Source organism: Rhodopseudomonas infernalis (assembly GCF_022271405.1).
GTDB classification, from domain to species: Bacteria; Pseudomonadota; Alphaproteobacteria; order Rhizobiales; family Xanthobacteraceae; genus Rhodopseudomonas; species Rhodopseudomonas infernalis.
In genome coordinates this window covers 137,339-155,422 of the sequence record NZ_JAJNAL010000010.1, presented here as the reverse complement: position 1 = coordinate 155,422, position 18,084 = coordinate 137,339, and the positions used below count along the sequence as shown (strand labels likewise).

Below are 18,084 nucleotides of genomic sequence, written 5' to 3'. Positions count from 1 at the left end.
TCTCCCCGCAAGCGGGGAGAGGGAGCGCGTTGTCGTCAGAACGAATTCTTCGTTTCTATTCGAGCCGGTTGGAGCGCAGCGCCATGCGCGTGATCGGCGGGCGGCTGCGCGGCCGCAATCTGGTGGCGCCGTCGTCGCGCGATATTCGCCCGACGGCGGATCGGCTGCGCGAGTCGCTGTTCAACATTCTGATGCACGCGTACGACGATCCGATCAGCGACGCGCGCGTGCTCGATCTGTTCGCCGGCACCGGCGCGCTCGGCATCGAAGCGTCGTCGCGCGGGGCGAAGTTCGTGCTGTTCGTCGACAACGGCGCCGAGGCGAGGGCGCTGCTGCGCGCCAATGTCGAGGCGCTCGGGCTCGGCGGCGTCAGCAAGGTGTATCGCCGCGACGCGGCCAATCCCGGCCCCGCGCATCCGATCGAGCCGTTCTCCCTGGTGTTCCTCGATCCGCCCTATCGCATGCAGCTCGCCGAGAAGGCGCTGACATCACTCCGCGACGGCGGCTGGCTGCTGCCGGATGCGCTGCTGATCGTCGAGGAAGCCAAGGACGCAAATTTCGTTGCGCCTGAGGGCTTTGCCGAACTGGAGCGGCGAGCCTACGACGACACTGAGTTCACCATCCTGCGGTTCGGTCCAGCTAAGTAACAACTCGCTCGCTGATTCGCTTATTTGCACCACCTCTCCGCGAGTCATTCCGGGGCGCGCGGAGAACATCCTTTCCCCGTCATTCCGGGGCGCGCGCAGCGCGAACCCGGAATCCATAACCCCCGTGTTTATTGTAGCGAGAGGCGTCGCGACGCCGCGCTTCACCGAGGCTCCGGGAGTATGGATTCCGGGTTCGCGAGCTGCGCTCGCGCCCCGGAATGACTCGGGGAGAGGTTCGAGGCTGAACGTTACTGGCGGTGGTAGCTGCGAGCTAACTACTCACAAATCCGCGGCGCTGATCCAGAACACTTCGCCTTCGGAGTCCTCGCTGTCGAGCCAGAGCAGCGGCAGGTGGGCGAATTCGGCGTCGATCAGCTCGCGGCCGCGGCCGATTTCGCAGAGCAGGCCGCCGTTTTCCGTGAGGTGATCCTTGGCTTGCGCGAGGATGCGGCGGACGATGGCGAGGCCGTCGTCGCCACCGTCGAACGCCATCGCGGGTTCGGCAAGGCATTCGGCCGGCAGATTCGCCATGCCTTCGGCGTCGACATAAGGCGGGTTGGTGATGATCAGGTCGTAGCGCGCGTCGCCGAGCGGTGCGAACAGGTCGCCGTGGTGCAGCGTCAGGCGATCGCCGAGCTGATGATCGGCGACGTTGCGGGCCGCGACCGCCAGCGCTTCCTGCGACAGGTCGACCGCATCGATGGCGGCGAACGGAAACGCGCGGGAGGCGAGGATCGCGAGGCAGCCCGAGCCGGTGCACAGATCGAGCACGCGGCCGACCTCGGCCGGATCGCCGATCAGCGAGGTGTCGCCGCCGTCGAAATGGCTGTCGAGCAGTTCGCCGATGAACGAGCGCGGCACGATCACGCGTTCGTCGACATAGAACGGCACGCCCCGCATGTAGATCTTGTTGACGAGGTAGGCGGCCGGCAGACGCGTCACAATGCGGTCGGCGATCAGATCGAGGATCACCTCGGCCTCGGCGAGGGTGACGCGCGTGGTGGCGAACATTTCGAACTGATCGGGATGCAGGTGCAGCGCCTCTCCGATCAGGAAGGCCGCGTCAGCGATCGGGTCGGTGGTGCCGTGCGCGAACACCACACCGGCTTGGGCAAAGCGGCTCACTGCGAAGCGCAGGAAATCGAGCACGGTGACGAGTTCGCCCGGCATGACGGCGAACGTGTCGTGTTCGAGCACGAGCGGCATCTCGATTGCGGCGAGGCGCTTCGCCGGGCGCTTGTCGCGTGTAGCCGATTTGCGTTTCCCCGTCGAAGGTTTGGCCTTCGCGGGCTTCGCTTTCGCGACTGCGGCCTTCGCCTTCGCCTTTGCTTTTTTTGCCATCAATCCTTGCCCCATCGTGCGGCGGCCGCGTCGTCGCGGTCGTGCGCCTCGACCCAGCGCGTCTCGCCGTCGCGCTCCTCGCGCTTCCAAAATGGCGCGTTGGCCTTCAGATAATCCATCAGGAATTCGGCCGCCGAGAACGCCGCCTGGCGATGCGCGGAGGCGGCCAGCACCAGCACGATGTTGTCGCCCGGCAGCATCCGGCCGACGCGATGCACGATGGTCAGCGCTGTCACCGGCCAGCGCTTCACCGCCTCGGCGGCGTGGCGGCCGATTTCGTCCTCGGCCATGCCGGGATAATGCTCGAGCGTCAGCGCCGCGACATCATCGCCGTCGTCGGCGCCGCGGCAGATGCCGCTGAAGCTCACCACCGCGCCGATATCGACACGGCCGGCCGTCATCGCGGCGATCTCGGCGGCGATGTCGAAATCGGCTTCCTGAATGCGGATCGTCACCGGAACGGTCATCGGATCATCCCTGCGCGCGATGCGCTCAGCCGCCGGTCATCGGCGGGAAGAACGCGACTTCGCGGGCGCCGGCGATCGGCGCGTCGGGGCGCACATGGGTGCGGTCGATCGCGGTGCGGATGACGCCCGGTTTCTCGAACGCGGTCGCATAGCCTTCGCCGCGCGCGGTCAGCCAGCCGATCAGGTCGGCGACGGTGGCGATTTCGGCCGGCGGCTCGATCGTCTCTTCTTCCAGGCCGATGCGTTCGCGCACCCAGGCGAAGTACTTCACCTTCATCGCGAGTCCTCCTCGATGAGGTGGTGGATGCCGGCGCGGAAATAATCGTAGCCGGTGTACATCGTCACCAGCGCGGAGATCCACAGCAGGGCGAGGCCGATCTGGGTGGTGTAGGGCAGCACCTCGTCGCCGGCGTCGCCCGCGAGCAGGAAGCCGATCGCGACGAGCTGGACCGTGGTCTTCCATTTCGCCAGCTTGGTCACCGGCACGCTGACGCGCAGCGCGGCGAGATATTCGCGCAGGCCCGACACCAGGATTTCGCGGCACAGGATCACGATCGCGGCCCACAGCGTCCAGCCGTGGATAATACCGTCAGCCGCCAGCATCAGCAGGCAGGAGGCGACCAGCAGCTTGTCGGCGATCGGGTCGAGCATCCGGCCGAACGCCGAGTGCTGGTCCCAGATCCGGGCGTAATAGCCGTCCAGAAAATCGGTAATGGCGGCGGCGATGAATACCGCCAGCGCGACCCAGCGCAGCGCCAGCGGGCCGCCGAGGATCGACTGCGCATAGATGCAGCCGACCACGACGGGGATCGCCGCGATACGCGCATAGGTCAGAATATTGGGCAGCGTCAGCGACTTCGTCCCACGCGCCGGCGCCCTGGTAGAAACATTATTCATCGAGCTTACCAATACTGCCCAAGCTGGAACGTCAACTCCCTCGAACGGCGCCCTGATCCCTATCAGGAAAAGGTGAAATCCGCATGGATCCTGATCAGCCCGGGGGCGGCCGACTTTCGTCGGGCGTCGCGGCTCAGCCGGGTCCGGGGTGAAAGAAGTCGAAGATCCGCCGCGCGCTTTCGGCGCTGATTCCCGGAACCTTGCCGAGGTCGCCGAGCGAGGCCCGCTCGATTTCCTTCAACGTTCCGAAATGGTGGAGCAAAGCGCGCTTGCGGGTCGGGCCGATGCCGGGGATTTCCTGCAGGCCGGCCTCGCGGATGTCCTTCTTGCGCAGCTTGCGGTGCGAGCCGATCACGAAGCGGTGCGCCTCGTCGCGCAGCCGCTGGATGAAATACAGCACCGGGTCGCGCGGCTCGAGCTTGATCGCCTCGCGCTCGGGCATGAACAGCGTCTCGCGGCCGGCGTCGCGGTCCGGTCCTTTGGCGACACCGAGCAGCGTCACCTCGGTCTCCAGACCGAGCTCGGCCAGCACGCCGCGCGCGGCGTTGAGCTGGCCACGACCGCCGTCGATGATCACGAGGTCGGGCCAGTTCGGCGTCTCGTCGTCCTTGGGAGGCGCTTCGCCCTCGGCGCGGGCAGCCACCAGCCGCTTGAACCGGCGCTGCAGCACCTCGCGCATCATCGCGTAATCGTCGCCCGGGGTAAGCCCTTCGGAGCGGATGTTGAACTTGCGGTACTGGTTCTTGATGAAGCCGTCCGGCCCCGCGACGATCATCGCGCCGACCGCATTGGTGCCCTGGATGTGGCTGTTGTCGTAGACCTCGATCCGCTGCGGCGGCTTCGGCAGGCCGAGCGTGGTGGCGAGACCCTGCAGCAGTCGGGTCTGGGTCGCGGTGTCGGCGAGCTTACGGCCGAGCGCCTCGCGCGCATTTGTGGCGGCGTGCGCGACCAGCTCCTTCTTCTCGCCGCGCTTGGGGACGCTGACCTCCACTTTGTGGCCGGCCTTGACGCACAGCGCGCTGGCCAACAGCTCGCATTCCTCGATGTCGTGCGACAGCAGGATCTGCTTCGGCGGTGGTTTGTCGTCGTAGAACTGCGCCAGGAACGAAGCCAGCACCTCCTCGGGCGTGAACGACTTCTCGGCGCGCGGGAAGTAGGCGCGGTTGCCCCAGTTCTGCCCGGTGCGGAAGAAGAACACTTCGACGCAGGAATAGCCGCCTTCCTGATAGATGGCGAAGACGTCGGCTTCCTCGACGGTGCGCGGGTTGATGCCCTGCTGGGACTGGATCGCCGACAGCGCCGCGAGGCGGTCGCGATACAGCGCCGCGGTCTCGAATTCGAGCTCGTTGGACGCCTTCTCCATCTCGGCCGCGAGCAGGCCCTTCACGGCCCGGCTGCGGCCCGACAGGAAGTCGGTCGCCTCGCGCACCAGCTCGGTATAGCCGGGGAAGTCGACCTCGCTGGTGCAGGGCCCGGCGCAGCGCCGGATTTGATAGAGCAGGCAGGGCCGGGTGCGGCTCTCGAAGAAACTGTCGGTGCAGGAGCGCACCAGGAACGCGCGCTGCAGGGCCGTGATGGTGCGGTTGACGGCGCCGACCGAGGCGAACGGGCCGAAATAGCGGCCCGGCCGGGTCTGCGCGCCGCGGTGCTTCAGGATCTGCGGCGCCCAGTGGTCGCCGGTGATCAGGATATAGGGAAACGACTTGTCGTCGCGCAGCAGCACGTTGAAGCGCGGCCGCAGCTGCTTGATCAGATTGGCTTCGAGCAGCAGCGCCTCGGTCTCGGTCGCGGTCGAGATGATCTCCACCGACACCGTCGCGGCGATCATCCGGGCGATGCGCATCACGTGCCCGGTCGGCCGCGCATAGGACGACAGCCGCTTCTTCACGTTCTTGGCCTTGCCGACGTAGAGCACGTCGTTGGCGGCGTTCAGCATCCGGTAGACGCCGGGCGAGGTTGGCGCCAGCCGCACCGCCTGCTCGATCGCCGCGCGACCGACCGCGAGCGGGCCGTCGGCCGGCTCGGCGCTGTCGTCCTCGATCTCGGGCAGGCGTGCCTCATCGTCGTCCTCGACCGTCAAGGCAGCCGTGGCAGCGTCGATGTCTTGCGCGCCGGAGCGAGGCTTTGGGCCAGGCGAAACCGGCGACGGCGAAGCCGTCTCGGCCGGCGACGTCGCCGCCGCGTCGCGGGTTTCGGCAGGGTCTTGATTCATGGTCCTAAATTAGGCGTTCGGGGCGGGCGGTGCCAGCGCGGCGGTCCCGGAACTCACATGCGGCGATCGGCGCCCACGCCGCCATGCTGTCGCCCCGAAGCTTGGGAAGTAAGCTTTCATTAAGAACGAGGTCCGGAACCCAGGGCGGATTAACAACCGCTTAACTTAAAACTCTCGATAAATCTTACCGGAAAAAAGGGGAAATCCGTAACCATCCCGGATGCTTTTCCCGCGGCCACAACCGGCCGATGGCTGGACGGACGGCGCGCGCAAGCGGTGCTGCCGTCGAGGAGAGTAAGATGCGTAAACTTGCGATGGCGACGGCGACCATTCTCGCCGCAGGGGCAACGGCCGCGCAGGCGGCGGACATGGGCTATTACGGCTCGCGCACGCCCTACACGGTCAATCAGCCGCTGAACGCGTTCAGCTGGGCCGGCCCGTATCTGGGCGGCAACCTCGGCTATTCGTTCGGCAACGTCACCAACAACATCACCAAGCCGTCCGGCTTCTCGGGCGGCGTGCAGGGCGGCTACAACTGGCAGAGCGGCAACATCGTGTTCGGCCTCGAGGGCGACATCCAGTTCTCGACCGCGGACGATACCTTCGCGCCGTATAAGTTCTCGAACCCGTGGTTCGGCACCGCGCGCGGCCGCGTCGGCTACGCGATGAACGACGTGCTGCTCTACGCCACCGGCGGTCTCGCCTTTGGCCAGCTGAAGGGACAGAACCTGCTGATCACTGAGAGCCACACGACGGCCGGCTGGACCGTCGGCGCCGGCGCCGAATTCGCCTTCGCGCCGAAGCTCAGCGCCAAGGTCGAGTACCTGTACGGCAGCCTGTCGACCAACAACTTCTTCATCACCGGCGCGCCGAACGGCTACAATTTCGGCCTCGTCCGCGCTGGCATCAACTACCACTTCTAACAACGCGATCTTCGCGACCAAGAAACTCGGCGATCAACATTCCCGGCCCTCGTGGCCGGGATTTTTTGTCGAGAGGTTGTTAGTAGGTAAAGTTCGTAGGATGGGTTGAGCACAGCGAAACCCATCGGTCTTGCGGGAAACGATGGGTTTCGCTCCGCTCAACCCATCCTACGATGAGGGCTTATTCGGCGGTCAATATTCCGAGTTCTCGTGGCCGGGATTGTTTGACCAACCGGTCATGCCCATGCGCAATCCACAACCGCCCACGGCAACGTGGTGTTGCCGTCGTCAGGCGATTGGACTGCCATGCAATCGTGCGTCAGCTGCGCGCGTGCGAACGACGCCAGGATGCTTTACGAGATGACCAGGTTGACCGCCTTGGGGCCCTTGCCTTTCTTGTCCGGCTCAACTTCGAACGAAATCCGCTGACCTTCGGTGAGGTCCTTCAGGCCGGCGCGCTCGACCGCGGTGATATGTACGAATACGTCGCGGCCGCCGTCGTCAGGCTTGATGAAGCCATAGCCGCGTTCGCCATTGAAGAACTTCACCGTTCCCGTCATAGGCATTCCGGAAACTCCTCCCGCCCTGCTTTCCGTCGCGCCAACAGCAATGCAAGGCGCTACGGTGCGACCTGGCATTGCGCTGCCGGAAAGCTTGGCCGAGAGTGGGACCCGCTGCTCAACACATGCGGGTAGTACGGCCTTGTCACTCCGCCGCCCCCATTCGCGGAAGCGGAACGTAAAGCCAGTCCAATCAACTCAGCATAATACGGATTTGCGCGGATTGACTACGGCTCAAATGCGACTTTTGCAGCCTGATGCGGTCACTAGGTGAGTAATCAGGCCTTGGGTAGCTCGATCCGGTAACGGCCCACGCCGCCCTGGCCGAGCGGTCGCTCCAGTTCGGGGAGAATGACTTTCAACTCTGAGGCGAGCGTCCAGGGCGGGTTCACGATCAGCAGGCCGGTGGAGGTCAACGGCCCATCCGGCTGCTGGGGGGCGACGCTGAACTCGAGCCTCAGGCACTTACCTTCGCCGCCCTTGGCCGCCGTGGCGGCGACGTGGGCGGTCAGCGCTTCGGTCGATCGCCGGTTCTTGGCCGGGTACCACATCACAAAGACACCGGTCGGCCATTTGGCATAGGCGGTCGAGAAACCTTGGGCGAGGCGGTCGAATTCGTCCTTTTGCTCGAACGAGGGATCGATCAGCACCAAGCCGCGCCGCTCCTTCGGTGGCACGAAAGCTGTCAGCGCCTGCCAGCCGTCGAGATCCACGACCCGCGCCTGGGTGTCGCGGCGCAGCCCGTCGATCAGGCGCTTGCGCGCGACCGGCTCCAGCTCGCTCGCCACCATGCTGTCCTGCGGCCGCAGCAGCGCGCGGGCGATCATCGGCGAGCCCGGATAGGCGGTCAGCTCGCGCTGCGGATTGAAGGCCCGGACGATGTCGAGATACGGCTGGATCAGCTCGCCGGCCTTCTCGGAGAACCGCGCCTGCAGCACCCGGCCGATCCCGCCCGCCCATTCGCCGCCGCGGCGCGCCTCGTCGCTGGTGAGGTCGTACAGACCGGCGCCGGCGTGGCTGTCGATCACCCGGAACGGCGCCGGCTTCTCCTGCAGATAGGTCAGGATGCGGACCAGGACGATGTGCTTGAGAACGTCGGCGAAGTTGCCGGCGTGGAAGGCGTGACGATAATTCATCCGCATCTCCTATCAGCGGACGTCCTCGCCCGCCACGATGTTCGTGGCGCTGGGCAGGCCGAAGCCCCGCCGGACCCTTACTGGTACGACTACGGGGAACCAGGCATCTCTGTGAAATTCAAGCAAGTCAGTACTTTGTAGCAATTTGAAGCGACCTTGGCCGGGCTGTCGCGGCGTCCGATTAACGGGCTGTTTAATGAGCGGTGCTAGGTCTGAGGTCCGGATGGGACCGGAGATTTCTCGGGCCGGATCCCCCACAGAACGCAATGAGCCCACCGTTGGGGGCGTTTCGGCGCACCATCGCGGTGCCCCTTGGGAGTTGAAGATGGCGGTTGATTTGTCAATGTCGGTCTTGGTGGTGGACGACTACAGCACCATGATCCGGATCATTCGTAATCTTCTGAAGCAGCTCGGCTTCGAGCATATCGACGACGCCAATGACGGCTCGGCCGCGCTCGAGAAGATGCGCAGCAAGAAGTACGGCCTGGTGATCTCGGACTGGAATATGGAGCCGATGACCGGCTACGACCTGTTGAAGGAAGTCCGCGCGGACCCGAACCTGTCGCAGACCCCTTTCATCATGATCACGGCCGAATCCAAGACCGAGAACGTGATCGCCGCCAAGAAGGCCGGCGTGAACAACTACATCGTCAAGCCTTTCAACGCCGCGACGCTGAAGACCAAGATCGACGCGGTGTTCCCGGATCACGTCGCCGCCTGATCGCGACGCCTGATCGACCGAGTTTGCGAGACGCGCTCCGCAAGGGGCGCGTTTTTGTTTAGGCCCACATCTCCCCGTCATTCCGGGGCGCGCGAAGCGCGAACCCGGAATCTCGAGCTGTTCTGCGACTCCGACGTTTCCACAATTGCGGGATTCCGGGTTCGCGCGCGAAGGGCGCGCGCCCCGGAATGACGTGCGTGAGGGTGTTTGCGCGGCGTAGCGCATCCCGGAAATGACGATAGGAGAGCAGCTACCAGCGCAGTTCCCGCGTCAGGGCCAGCGGCGGGTGGCCGAACAGTTCGGTGACGGCGGCGGTGTCGAGCCGGTCGATGCCGTCGAACGCGTCGGCGTGGATGCCGCGGGTGACGAACAAAAGGTCGATGCCGTAGGCCTGCGCGCCGGCGAGATCGGTGCGCACCGAGTCGCCGATCGCCAGCACGCGGTCTTGCGGCGTCTCGGTGCCGCGCAGCTCGCGGGCCAGCGCCATGGCGCGGTCGTAGATCGGGCGATGCGGCTTGCCGTAGAAGATCACGTCGCCGCCGAGCTCGCGATACAGCTCGGCGATCGCGCCGGCGCAATAGATCAGCCGGTGACCGCGTTCGACCACGATGTCCGGATTGGCGCAGACCAGCGTCAGCTTGCGCGCCAGCGCCTGTCCCATCATCTCGCGATAGTCTTCGGCCGACTCGGTTTCGTCGTCGAACGGGCCGGTGCAGATGATGTAGTCGGCCTGGTCGAGCGGCGTCAGCACACTGTCGAGGCCGCGATAGATCGAATTGTCGCGATCCGGGCCGAGCCAGTAGATCGACTGCCCGGGATGCTCGGCCACGTAGATCCGGGTGAGGTCGCCGGACGAGACGATGGCGTCGTAGCAATCGTCCGGAACGTGCAGCTTGCGCAGCTGGCGCTGCACCGAATCCGCCGGGCGCGGCGCGTTGGTGATCAGCACCACGGTGCGGCCCTCGGCGCGCGCGGTGCGCAGCGCTTCGCAGGCTTCGGGAAACGACTCCAGGCCGTTATGGACGACGCCCCAGATGTCGCTCAGCACGACATCGACGGACGGCACGAGCTCGCGCAGGTGCTCGACGAAACGCAGTGTGGTCATCGCAGGGGACGGTCAGACGGGGCCGACGACGCGGCGCGCCAGCGCAGCGACGCCGGTGGCGACACGCGCCGGTTCGATCCGGGCAAGTGCGCCCTTCGGGAGGGAGCCAGCATCATGAGAAGAAGCGAGTTCCTGCTTGGCCGTATCGCCGGAGGAGAGAGGCGTTGGCGAGGGGGCGGTTTCGGGGCGCAACGGGCGCGGGGCCGCGAACAAGAACCCCTGCCCAAACCGCACATCGTAGTCAAGCAGGTCGACCACCGCGCGTTCCCCCTCGATCCGCTCGGCGATCAGGTCGATGCCGAAGCGGCCGAGCAAATCCGACAGATCCGCCGGGTGAATGTCGGCGGCCGGACGTTCGCGCTCCTCCAGCAGCAGCGCGGCCGGCACCTTGATGAAGCGGACGCCGCGGTCGGCCAGCTCGCGCGGCTCGAACCGTAGGTCGGTGACGTGATCAATCGAGAACCGGTAGCCGCGCTGCGCCAGCGCCGCTAGATGCTCGGCTTCGACCGGCCCGAGACTGCGCAGCGTGCTCTGCTTGAACTCGAGCACGAAGGACGGAGCGAGCGCCCGATTGGCCTCGAGGAAATCGAGGCATTGGGCGAACGCCGCGGGGTCCGACAGCGTCGCGGCGGCGACGTTCACGAACACGCCGACGTCCTTGTTGCGGACCATCAGCCGGCGCAGCACCTGGACGGCGCGCAGCATCACCGCATGGTCGATCCGTCCCATCAGGCCGGCGGTTTCGGCAGCGGTGAGAAACTCCTGGGCGGTCAGAACCTGATCGTTGCCGAGGCGCAGCCGGGTGACAATCTCGTAGAATCGCACCTTGCGCTGCGGCAGCGTCACCAATGGCTGCAGATAGATATCGAGCCGGCCCTGTTCGACTGCGTCCTTCACCCCGTCCAGCAACTGCGCCGCGTCACGGGGCGGCTTCGGCGCGGGCGCGCTCGGCGTTGGCGCGAGCTCGCCGATCGCCATCGGCTCGGCGGCGGCCGGTTGGGCTCCCTGCTGCTCCGGCAGCCGCGCGCCCGGATCGAGCAGCGGTTGGGTCTGCGGCGCGCCGTTCGAGGCGGCGGCGGTCAGCATATCCTCATGGGTGGCGACCGAGGCTGCGAGTTGCTTCACCAGCAGTCCGAGCTCGCCGATCTCGTTCAACGCGATCTGGGCGCGATCCTGGCTGGCCGCATTGGCGGCCAGGATCCTGGCCTCGACGGCGGCGAGGCGCCGCCCAAATTCGCCGATCTGGCGCGCCAGATCCGCCGTTCCGTTCGACAGGTCGGCGATCTGCTGGCTGGCGTCGGAGCGGTTGCCGAGACGGACCGACACCGCGTGATACAAAACGAACAGCGACATCGCCGCCAGCGCGACGATCGCGGATTCCAGCGCATTGAAGCCGGCAAGCGAATACACAACCGTGCCGAGCGACACGGAGATCAGCACCATGCAGATCGCGATGAAGAGGGTCGAAATACGAATCATTCAGCGCTGATATCCCTGCCGATCCCGCCATCATTGGTGATTCGGCGGACGAGTCCACTGGATTCGTCCGCCGTATCAGGGATCAGGGCAAGCAGCGTCAGGCGACGGCGCGGATCACCTTGGCGACCTTGTCGACGATTTCGCCGACCTGGTCGTCGCTCATGATCAGCGGCGGGGTCAGCGCCAGCGTGTCGCCGGCGATGCGCAGCATCAGGTCGTGGTCATGGAAGGCGGAGTTCATCGCCTCGTAGCCGCGCTTGCCGGCGCCCTCGGCGAGCGGGGCGAGGTCGATGCCGGCGGTGAGGCCGACGGTGCGGATATCGAGCACGTTCGGCTCCGACTTCAGCGACAGCACGGCGTCGGCGAACTTCGGCTCCAGCGCCTTGGCGCGCTCGAACAGCTTCTCGTCGCGATAGATGTCGAGCGTGGCGAGGCCGGCCGCGCAGGCCAGCGGATGCGCCGAATAGGTGTAGCCGTGGAACAGCTCAACGGCGTAATCCGGCCCGGTCATGAACGCATCGTGGATCTCGCCCGTGGCGATCACGCCGCCCATCGGCACCGCGCCGTTGGTGACGCCCTTGGCGAAGGTGATCATGTCGGGCGTGACGCCATAGCGCTCGGCCGCGAACGCAAAGCCGAGCCGGCCGTAGCCGGTGATCACTTCGTCGAAGATCAGCAGGATGCCGTGCTTCTGGGTGATCTCGCGCAGGCGCTTGAGATAGCCCTTCGGCGCCGGCAGCACGCCGGTCGAGCCGGCCATCGGCTCGACGATCACCGCCGCGATGGTGTTGGCGCCGTGCAGATTGACGAGGCCCTCGAGCGCGTCGGCGAAGTGCGCGCCGTATTCCGGCTCGCCCTTGCTGAACGCCTGCTTGTCGCGGTCATAGGTCGCGGGCAGGTGGTCGACGCCGTTCAGCAGCGTACCGAACATCTTGCGGTTGTTGCCGATGCCGCCGACCGCGGTGCCGCCGAAGCCGACGCCGTGATAGCCGCGCTCGCGGCCGATGAAGCGGGTGCGCGAGCCCTGGCCGCGGATCTGCTGCCAGGCCATCGCGATCTTCAGCGCGGTGTCGGCGGCTTCCGAGCCGGAGTTGCAAAAGAACACGTGGTCGAGCCCGGCCGGCGCCAGATCGGCGATCCGGCTGGCGAGTTCGAACGCCTTCGGCTGGCCGAACTGGAACGGCGGCGAGAAGTCGAGCTCCTCAGCCTGGGCGGCGATCGCGGCGGAAATCTGCTCGCGGCCGTGGCCGGCGTTGCTGCACCACATGCCCGAGGCGGCATCGATGATCTTGCGGCCGTCCGTGGTGAAATAGTGCATGTCCTTGGCGCCCGCGATCATCTTCGGCGCGCGCTTGAAGGCCCGGTTCGCAGTGAACGGCATCCAGAACGCCTCGAGGTCGTTCGGCACGTTGACGGCGGACGTGGGCTTGCTCTTGTCTAACATAGCGCTCCTCATATGCGCGGGGCTGGATTCCGGACGGCGCGGCAGGCTAGCAGCTTCGGGGTGGCACGGAAATGCCGCGAGCCCGCACATTTGCGTGGGGCTTCCATCCGATCGGGGGCTGCCCGCGCTCATAAACCACGCAATTCGCCTGCGATTTGCGCTGGATCACACAGCCCAGCCTTGCTGCCCGGCAGGACGGCTGGTACCAACCCGGACATGCGTGATCAGACCCAGAATCCTAAAAACTCCGGCAAGAAACCCACCAAGCTGCGGGCACGGCTGCCGCGCGGCCTGGCCGATCGCGGCCCCGCCGAGATCGCGGCGACGCGCGCGATGGTGGAGACCATCCGCGAGGTCTACGAACGCTACGGCTTCGAGCCGGTCGAGACCCCGGCGTTCGAATACACCGACGCGCTCGGCAAATTCCTGCCCGATCAGGACCGCCCGAACGAGGGCGTGTTCTCGCTGCAGGACGACGACGAGCAGTGGATCAGCCTGCGCTACGACCTGACCGCGCCGCTCGCCCGCTACGTCGCCGAAAACTTTGATGCACTGCCTAAGCCGTATCGCAGCTACCGCTTCGGCTGGGTGTTCCGCAACGAGAAGCCCGGCCCCGGCCGCTTCCGCCAGTTCATGCAGTTCGACGCCGACACGGTGGGCTCCGGCTCGCCGGCCGCCGACGCCGAGATGTGCATGATGGCCGCCGACACCATGGAAGCGCTGGGCATCCCGCGCGGCAGCTACGTGGTGAAGGTGAATAACCGGAAGGTGCTGGATGGGGTGATGGAGGCGATCGGGCTCGGCGGGGATGAGAATGCCGGGCGTCGACTCACGGTGCTGCGGGCGATCGACAAGCTCGACAAATTTCCACCTGAGGAAATCCGTAAACTACTCGGCACCGGTCGATGGGATGGCGGAGAGGAAGGGAAGGGTGACTTCACGAAAGGCGCGGGCCTAGGAAAAGCGGAAATCGACCTGCTCATGAACCTTGTCGCCATCGGTCCGGTAACTGTCATGATGGGTGGAGCCTCAGTTGATACGTTCAATCTAGGCACCGAGAACGCCGCCTTACCGGACAATGCTACATTCTTAGCGGGTGTCTCTGAACTCAGAGCTATCGGTGAGTTAGTAAAGGCGAGTGGCTACGACGAAGATCGCATCCGGATCGATCCCTCCGTCGTCCGCGGCCTCGAGTACTACACCGGCCCGGTCTACGAGGTCGAACTGCTGCTCGAGACCAAGGATGAAAAGGGCCGCCCGGTGCGGTTCGGCTCGGTCGGCGGTGGTGGCCGTTACGATGGCCTCGTCTCGCGCTTCCGCGGCGAGCCGGTGCCGGCGACCGGGTTCTCGATCGGCGTGTCGCGGCTGCAGGCGGCGCTGACGCTGATCGGCAAGCTCGGGACCCGGCCCGCGACCGGCCCGGTGGTGGTGACGGTGTTCGACCGCGATCGGCTCGCCGACTATCAGAAGATGGTGTCGCAGCTCCGCGCCGAGGACATCCGCGCCGAGCTCTATCTCGGCAATCCGAAGAACATGGGCAACCAGCTCAAATATGCCGACAAGCGCAATTCGCCTTGCGTGATCATCCAGGGCTCCGACGAGAAGAACGATCCGGACGGCCCGCAGGTGATCGTCAAGGACCTGATCCTCGGCGCCGAACTCGCCGCGCTGGATAAAGATCGCGACGACTATCTGCAGCGTCAGGCCGACGCCCAGCGCAAAGTGCCGCAGCTCGGAATGATCGACGAGGTGCGGCGGATTCTGGCGCGCCACGACGTGACGTGGCGGTAGCCGTCATTCCGGGGCGCGCCGTCAGGCGCGACCCCGGAATCCCGCAGTTCAGGGCACCATGAGATTCCGGGTTCGCTAGCTTTGCTCGCGCCCCGGAATGACGAACAAAAATAACTGGCAAGACACAGGGAGAAACCACCATGCCCGAGATCAGCATCAACCTGGCCGAAGGCCGCACCGCCGAGCAGAAGGCCGCGATGATGCGCGACATCTCGCAGGCGCTGGTGACGCATCTCGGCGTCAAGGCCGAGGATGTCGTCATCCAGATCAACGAAGCCCCGCTCACCAACAAGATGAAGGGCGGCAAGACCTTCGTCGAGCGCAAGGCCGAACAGGCGAAGTAAGCGGTTCACCTTTGTCATTCCGGGGCGCCGCGCAGCGGCGAACCCGGAATCCATAGCCCCCGCGCTCGCGGTTACGCAGCCACGTTGCAACGCTCGTGTTTGTCATCGAGACTGGGCGTATGGATTCCGGGTTCGCGCCAAGAGGCGCGCCCCGGAATGACGAACTTGAAGTGATCGCCGGGCGGCAAAACGCCAAAAATCATTCGTCAAGACCACGAGGCCCCATGGACGCGCGCGATATTCTCTCTGTCGGCATGAGCGCCGAGCGGCAGATCACGGTGGCGCTGGAGCAGACGGTGCAGCATTTCGTGCCGTACATGCCGCCGGTGTTCGCCACGCCGCTGATGATCCTGGAAATGGAAATGACCTCGGGCGAGGCGATCCACCCGCTGCTGCCGCAGGGCTGGGTCACAGTCGGCACCGGCGTCGACATCCGCCACCTCACGCCGGCGCTGGTCGGCCATGTGGTGCGGACGACGTCGAAGGTGATCTCGGTCGAGCAGCGCAGCATCGGCTTCGAGGTCGCCTGCTGGGTCGGCGCCCGCAAGATCGGCGACGGCAAGCACCTGCGCGGCCTGATCGACGTCGAAGCGTTCACCAAGCGCTTCAAGGATTGGTAGCACCGCCCCTCCGCGAGTCATTCCGGGGCGCGCGGCGAAGCCGCGTGAACCCGGAATCTGACGCCGGCACTGTGCTCGCCGCTTCTTCGTAACAACCTCTGGATTCCGGGTTCGCTCGCTGGCGCGAGCGCCCCGGAATGACGGTGGGTGGGGCTGGCGGGGCGCTGCGCGACCGCGCCGGATCAATAACGCTTCCTCAGCGTCCCTCGCGCAGCCACGTCGCCGCGAACGCACCCAGCAGCAGCAACAATCCGATCAGGCCGGTGAACATCGGCAGCACGCCGACGCCGCGGACCACGCTGGCGTCGCGGATGCGGACGCCGAGCCAGTTGTCGCCGCGGAACGATGTCGCCGAGTGCACCGGGATGATCCGTGGCAGGTCGACGCTGCCGCTGTCGGCGATGCGGCGGGCGTCGCCGCCGGTGGTCTGCGCCAGTGGCCGCAGCGTGTCGGGCGTCGAGGTGACTTCGGAGAATTCCTTCGGGTTGACCGGCCCGACATTGATCAGCGCCTTCAGCGTGCCGTCGGTCGCCTGCCACAGCCCCAGTTCGTCGGCCGGCAGGCTTGCGCGCCAGGTGCCGGGATCGTTCGAGGTCAGCGCGAGCTGCTTGGTCTGGCCGGACGGCGAGGTGACGGTGACGGGCGGCACGTTGTCAGCCATGGTCTGCCGGATCACCTGCAGGTCCTTGCCTTCGACCTTCAGCCGCAGCGCTTCCTCGTCGAGGTCGGGCTGCTTCATCAGCCAGTGCGACATCCGGCGTAAGAGATCGAGATGCGGCCCGCCGCCCTCATAGCCGCGCGCCCACAGCCAGATGTGGTCGCTGAGCAGCAGCGCGACGCGGCCCTCGCCATAGTGCGACAGCAGCAGCAGCGGCGCGTTGTCGGCGCCGGTCATCAGTGGCGGCGTGGTGGCGTTGCGGGTGTCGACGGTGCGGAAGAAGCGGCTCCATTTCGGCGGCTCCGAGTTCGAGCCTTCCAGCCCGCGCGTCACCGGATGGCGTTTGCCGGCATCGGACAGATGCGCGTAGAACGGCTTCTCGGTGACGCCGACCGGCTCGGCCGGCAGCAGGCTGTCGAGCGGCGTGCGCCAGATCGAGGTGGTCGAGGCGTAGTCCGGCCCGGCCGACACCAGCACGGCGCCGCCGTTGCGGACGTAGCGGGCGATGTTGTCGAAATAGGCGATCGGCAGCACGCCCTGGCGGGCGTAGCGATCGAAGATGATCAGCTGAAACTCGTTGATCTTCTGCTGGAACAGCTCGCGGGTCGGAAACGCGATCAGCGACAGCTCGTTGATCGGCGTGCCGTCCTGCTTCTCCGGCGGCCGCAGAATCGTGAAGTGCACGAGGTCGACGCTGGCGTCGGACTTCAACAAGTTGCGCCATGTGCGCTCGCCGGAATGCGGCTCGCCCGATACCAGCAGCACGCGCAGCTTGTCGCGCACGCCGTCGATCGACACCACGGCGCGGTTGTTGACGGTGGTGAGTTCGTTCTCGACCGGCGAGGCTTCGATCTCGACGATGTTCTGGCCGGCGTGCTTGATCTCGACGTCGACATTGACGGTCTGGCCGCTGGCGACGCTGCGCTCGTTCAGCACCTCGCCGTCGCGGCGCACGACGACGCGGGCGCGCTCGCCGGTGATGCCCTGATCGTCGAGCCGGTAGGTGATGGTCTGGACCTGGCCGACGATGCCGAAGCGCGGCGCCGCCACGATGGCGACGCGGCGGTCGCGCTCGTTGCTGCGGCCGGTGATCAGCGCGTGCACCGGCGCCTGGAAGCCGAGCGCGGCGGCATTCGCCGGAATGTCGTGGACGCGGCCGTCGGTGATCAGGAAGGCGCCGGCGACGCGGTCGGTCGGCACATCCGACAGCGCCGAGGTCAGCGCGCCGAACAGCTTGGTGCCGTCGGTTTCGCCATCGGCCTGGCCAGCCTCGACGACGCGGACCTCGACGCCCTTGAGCTGCTTCAGCCGCTCGACCAACTGCTCCTTGGCCTGCTCGGCCTCGGCGGCGCGCGTGCCGAAATTCTGGCTCGGGCTCTTGTCGACGACGACGGCCGCCACCGACGACAGCGGCTCACGCTCCTCGCGGGTGAACGACGGATTCGACAGTGCCAGCAGGATCAGCGCCAGCGCCGCAATCCGCACCCACGCGCCGCGCGACCGCCCGAGCAGCAGCACCAGCGCGATCACCGCAATCGCGGCAAGCGCAACCCAGAGCACGGCGACGGGGACCAAAGGCGCGAAGGCGATGCCGTATTGCATCAAGCACTCTCTTTCGTGCCGTCATTCCGGGGCGCGCGAAGCGCGAACCCGGAATCCGGAGGTTCAGGGCATCTCGGGATTCCGGGTTCGCGAGCTACGCTCGCGCCCCGTAATGACGTCGTAAGGGCGGGATAACC

The 18,084-nt window shown here is 66.1% G+C and carries 17 protein-coding genes; 6 read left to right on the top strand and 11 right to left on the bottom strand.

Annotated elements, in window-relative coordinates:
* Positions 1-83: 83 nt before the first annotated feature.
* Positions 84-647, top strand: coding sequence for a 16S rRNA (guanine(966)-N(2))-methyltransferase RsmD (gene rsmD / locus LPW26_RS09695; protein ID WP_238734664.1), 564 nt, complete (start codon positions 84-86; stop codon positions 645-647).
* A 279-nt stretch (positions 648-926) separates the two neighbouring features.
* Here the strand turns inward: rsmD and prmB are convergent, their stop codons facing one another.
* The 5 genes from prmB to uvrC form a co-directional block, all read right to left on the bottom strand.
* Complete coding sequence (prmB, locus tag LPW26_RS09690) at positions 927-1,988, bottom strand: 50S ribosomal protein L3 N(5)-glutamine methyltransferase (RefSeq protein ID WP_406677312.1); 1,062 nt, start codon at positions 1,986-1,988, stop codon at positions 927-929.
* A complete protein-coding gene (locus LPW26_RS09685; protein ID WP_238734662.1) occupies positions 1,988-2,455 on the bottom strand; it encodes a molybdenum cofactor biosynthesis protein MoaE in 468 nt (155 codons plus the stop codon). The genes prmB and LPW26_RS09685 overlap by 1 nt, the downstream gene beginning before the upstream one ends.
* Before the next feature lie 25 nt (positions 2,456-2,480).
* Positions 2,481-2,732 carry a molybdopterin converting factor subunit 1 gene (gene moaD / locus LPW26_RS09680; RefSeq protein ID WP_238734660.1) on the bottom strand — a complete coding sequence of 84 codons (252 nt, stop codon included), beginning with the start codon at positions 2,730-2,732 and terminating at the stop codon, positions 2,481-2,483.
* A complete protein-coding gene (gene pgsA / locus LPW26_RS09675; RefSeq protein ID WP_054162294.1) occupies positions 2,729-3,352 on the bottom strand; it encodes a CDP-diacylglycerol--glycerol-3-phosphate 3-phosphatidyltransferase in 624 nt (207 codons plus the stop codon). The genes moaD and pgsA overlap by 4 nt, the downstream gene beginning before the upstream one ends.
* A gap of 133 nt (positions 3,353-3,485) precedes the next feature.
* Positions 3,486-5,564, bottom strand: a complete 2,079-nt coding sequence (gene uvrC / locus LPW26_RS09670; protein WP_238734658.1) for an excinuclease ABC subunit UvrC — start codon at positions 5,562-5,564, stop codon at positions 3,486-3,488.
* Positions 5,565-5,863: 299 nt separating this feature from the next.
* Here uvrC and LPW26_RS09665 point away from each other — a divergent pair, with 299 nt between their 5' ends.
* On the top strand, positions 5,864-6,487 hold the full coding sequence (locus tag LPW26_RS09665) for an outer membrane protein (RefSeq protein ID WP_238734656.1): 624 nt from the start codon (positions 5,864-5,866) through the stop codon (positions 6,485-6,487).
* 353 nt (positions 6,488-6,840) lie between these two features.
* Here the strand turns inward: LPW26_RS09665 and LPW26_RS09660 are convergent, their stop codons facing one another.
* Both LPW26_RS09660 and LPW26_RS09655 read right to left on the bottom strand, forming a co-directional pair.
* Positions 6,841-7,053 (bottom strand): cold-shock protein, encoded by a 213-nt coding sequence (locus LPW26_RS09660; RefSeq protein ID WP_054162291.1) that lies wholly within the window; start codon positions 7,051-7,053, stop codon positions 6,841-6,843.
* A 272-nt stretch (positions 7,054-7,325) separates the two neighbouring features.
* On the bottom strand, positions 7,326-8,183 hold the full coding sequence (locus tag LPW26_RS09655; RefSeq protein ID WP_238734654.1) for a 23S rRNA (adenine(2030)-N(6))-methyltransferase RlmJ: 858 nt from the start codon (positions 8,181-8,183) through the stop codon (positions 7,326-7,328).
* 325 nt (positions 8,184-8,508) lie between these two features.
* On the opposite strand from LPW26_RS09655, the gene LPW26_RS09650 reads away from it, so the two are divergent.
* The gene (locus tag LPW26_RS09650) at positions 8,509-8,904 is read left to right on the top strand and encodes a chemotaxis response regulator CheY (protein ID WP_238734652.1); all 396 of its coding nucleotides are present in this window, start codon (positions 8,509-8,511) and stop codon (positions 8,902-8,904) included.
* 250 nt (positions 8,905-9,154) lie between these two features.
* Here the strand turns inward: LPW26_RS09650 and LPW26_RS09645 are convergent, their stop codons facing one another.
* The 3 genes from LPW26_RS09645 to LPW26_RS09635 all read right to left on the bottom strand — a co-directional run bounded on the left by LPW26_RS09645 (position 9,155) and on the right by LPW26_RS09635 (position 12,932).
* Complete coding sequence (locus LPW26_RS09645; protein WP_238734649.1) at positions 9,155-10,009, bottom strand: TIGR01459 family HAD-type hydrolase; 855 nt, start codon at positions 10,007-10,009, stop codon at positions 9,155-9,157.
* A gap of 12 nt (positions 10,010-10,021) precedes the next feature.
* Positions 10,022-11,488 (bottom strand): EAL domain-containing protein, encoded by a 1,467-nt coding sequence (locus LPW26_RS09640; protein ID WP_238734647.1) that lies wholly within the window; start codon positions 11,486-11,488, stop codon positions 10,022-10,024.
* Between the two features lie 97 nt (positions 11,489-11,585).
* Positions 11,586-12,932, bottom strand: coding sequence for an aspartate aminotransferase family protein (locus LPW26_RS09635; protein WP_238734646.1), 1,347 nt, complete (start codon positions 12,930-12,932; stop codon positions 11,586-11,588).
* Between the two features lie 216 nt (positions 12,933-13,148).
* Here LPW26_RS09635 and hisS point away from each other — a divergent pair, with 216 nt between their 5' ends.
* The 3 genes from hisS to LPW26_RS09620 all read left to right on the top strand — a co-directional run bounded on the left by hisS (position 13,149) and on the right by LPW26_RS09620 (position 15,687).
* On the top strand, positions 13,149-14,723 hold the full coding sequence (gene hisS, locus LPW26_RS09630; protein ID WP_238734644.1) for a histidine--tRNA ligase: 1,575 nt from the start codon (positions 13,149-13,151) through the stop codon (positions 14,721-14,723).
* A gap of 140 nt (positions 14,724-14,863) precedes the next feature.
* Positions 14,864-15,067, top strand: a complete 204-nt coding sequence (locus LPW26_RS09625) for a tautomerase family protein (RefSeq protein WP_238734642.1) — start codon at positions 14,864-14,866, stop codon at positions 15,065-15,067.
* Positions 15,068-15,291: 224 nt separating this feature from the next.
* The gene (locus tag LPW26_RS09620) at positions 15,292-15,687 is read left to right on the top strand and encodes a thioesterase family protein (protein ID WP_238734640.1); all 396 of its coding nucleotides are present in this window, start codon (positions 15,292-15,294) and stop codon (positions 15,685-15,687) included.
* Positions 15,688-15,883: 196 nt separating this feature from the next.
* Here LPW26_RS09620 and LPW26_RS09615 read toward each other — a convergent pair whose 3' ends face one another.
* A complete protein-coding gene (locus tag LPW26_RS09615) occupies positions 15,884-17,947 on the bottom strand; it encodes a hypothetical protein (protein WP_238734638.1) in 2,064 nt (687 codons plus the stop codon).
* Between the last annotated feature and the right edge of the window lie 137 nt (positions 17,948-18,084).

Bases quoted from the DNA above. Each gene is read 5' to 3' on its own strand.
- rsmD (WP_238734664.1), top strand. From the start codon at position 84: ATGCGCGTGATCGGCGGGCGGCTGCGCGGCCGCAATCTGGTGGCGCCG.
- prmB (WP_406677312.1), bottom strand. From the start codon at position 1,988: ATGGCAAAAAAAGCAAAGGCGAAGGCGAAGGCCGCAGTCGCGAAAGCG.
- LPW26_RS09685 (WP_238734662.1), bottom strand. From the start codon at position 2,455: ATGACCGTTCCGGTGACGATCCGCATTCAGGAAGCCGATTTCGACATC.
- moaD (WP_238734660.1), bottom strand. From the start codon at position 2,732: ATGAAGGTGAAGTACTTCGCCTGGGTGCGCGAACGCATCGGCCTGGAA.
- pgsA (WP_054162294.1), bottom strand. From the start codon at position 3,352: ATGAATAATGTTTCTACCAGGGCGCCGGCGCGTGGGACGAAGTCGCTG.
- uvrC (WP_238734658.1), bottom strand. From the start codon at position 5,564: ATGAATCAAGACCCTGCCGAAACCCGCGACGCGGCGGCGACGTCGCCG.
- LPW26_RS09665 (WP_238734656.1), top strand. From the start codon at position 5,864: ATGCGTAAACTTGCGATGGCGACGGCGACCATTCTCGCCGCAGGGGCA.
- LPW26_RS09660 (WP_054162291.1), bottom strand. From the start codon at position 7,053: ATGCCTATGACGGGAACGGTGAAGTTCTTCAATGGCGAACGCGGCTAT.
- LPW26_RS09655 (WP_238734654.1), bottom strand. From the start codon at position 8,183: ATGAATTATCGTCACGCCTTCCACGCCGGCAACTTCGCCGACGTTCTC.
- LPW26_RS09650 (WP_238734652.1), top strand. From the start codon at position 8,509: ATGGCGGTTGATTTGTCAATGTCGGTCTTGGTGGTGGACGACTACAGC.
- LPW26_RS09645 (WP_238734649.1), bottom strand. From the start codon at position 10,009: ATGACCACACTGCGTTTCGTCGAGCACCTGCGCGAGCTCGTGCCGTCC.
- LPW26_RS09640 (WP_238734647.1), bottom strand. From the start codon at position 11,488: ATGATTCGTATTTCGACCCTCTTCATCGCGATCTGCATGGTGCTGATC.
- LPW26_RS09635 (WP_238734646.1), bottom strand. From the start codon at position 12,932: ATGTTAGACAAGAGCAAGCCCACGTCCGCCGTCAACGTGCCGAACGAC.
- hisS (WP_238734644.1), top strand. From the start codon at position 13,149: ATGCGTGATCAGACCCAGAATCCTAAAAACTCCGGCAAGAAACCCACC.
- LPW26_RS09625 (WP_238734642.1), top strand. From the start codon at position 14,864: ATGCCCGAGATCAGCATCAACCTGGCCGAAGGCCGCACCGCCGAGCAG.
- LPW26_RS09620 (WP_238734640.1), top strand. From the start codon at position 15,292: ATGGACGCGCGCGATATTCTCTCTGTCGGCATGAGCGCCGAGCGGCAG.
- LPW26_RS09615 (WP_238734638.1), bottom strand. From the start codon at position 17,947: ATGCAATACGGCATCGCCTTCGCGCCTTTGGTCCCCGTCGCCGTGCTC.